The following is a 1,090-nucleotide window of genomic DNA, read 5'->3' as shown; positions in this document are numbered from 1 at the left end:
ACGGGTGCCGGTGGGGGCGGGAGCGGTGGAGCGACGGGGACGACGTCGACCACGGGCGAGAAGACCTCGCCCTCGGGCAGGTCGTCACCCTTCACCGGCTGCATCCGGTACTGGTACCGGTGGCCGTTCACGAGTGGGGCGATGACGCGCGATCCGTCGGGAGGCAGGTCGTGGGCGAGGATGCGCCAAGGCTCGCCCAGCGTGCTGTCGCGGCCCCACAACAGCTGGGTCGTGGCTCCCGCGGCTCCCTGCCAGGTCAGCGTTCCCTCGCCATTGCGGGCCGTCGACGCCAGCGAGGCACCGACCCTCGGACCGACCGGCGGCATGGCCAGTGGCCGTGCCGCGGCAGGCCCGAACCCGAGGCCGTGCAGGGCGTCCGCGATCGCCGCCGCGATCTTCACCTCGCCGCGGGCGTTGGGGTGGGAGCCGTCCCAGGTGTCCTGCTCCTCGTCGTACCCCTCCGACGTCGTGGCGACGACCACGGGCGATGCCGGGCTCGTCAGGCCGGCCACGACCGGGGGCAGGGCCTCGTTGAGCGTCTCCACCCCCGTGAACCAGCGTTGGGTCGCCTCGGCGACGACGAACGCGAGATCGGGGTCCACCTCGCGCGCCGCGCTGACGAGCGTGGCGGTGTCCGCGGCGACCGCCTCGGGGTCGCGGCCGTACAGGAGGTCGTTGACGCCCAGCATGGTCACCACCACGTCGGGTTGGTGATCGGCGACCAGGGTGGCGATCGGTGTGTCCGGGAATCCGCTCCACATCCCCCATCGAGCAGCGTGATCGCGGTCGAAGGCCGGGTCGGCGTACGACGTCGCACCGGGACCACTCGGGCGCAGGTTCCACAGGTCGTCGCGGGGGCCGACGAAGTCGACCGCGAGACCCGCGTCCTGGAGATGGCGCCACAAGCGGTAGCGCCAGGTCCAGTCGCCCGAGGAACCCTGGGTGACCGAGTCGCCGAGGATCAGCACGCGGACGACGTCGCCGGGCAGGCCGGGTTCCTCATGGGCACCGTGCGCCGTGCCCGGCAGGGCCAGACCGGCTGTCATGGCCAGCAGTCCGCAGACCGCACCCAGGAACTGGCGACGACGGT

General features: G+C 72.7%; 1 protein-coding gene. It reads right to left on the bottom strand.

Annotation, left to right across the window (positions count from 1 at the left end; genetic code table 11):
• On the bottom strand, positions 1–1,046 hold a 1,046-nt coding region (locus ACOADB_RS15495; RefSeq protein WP_378600312.1), incomplete at its 3' end, for a GDSL-type esterase/lipase family protein.
• Positions 1,047–1,090: the final 44 nt, after the last annotated feature.

This window comes from Nocardioides sp. CPCC 206348 (genome assembly GCF_048654705.1).
Taxonomy (GTDB): Bacteria; Actinomycetota; Actinomycetes; order Propionibacteriales; family Nocardioidaceae; genus Nocardioides.
This window is presented reverse-complemented; position numbering and strand designations above follow the sequence as displayed.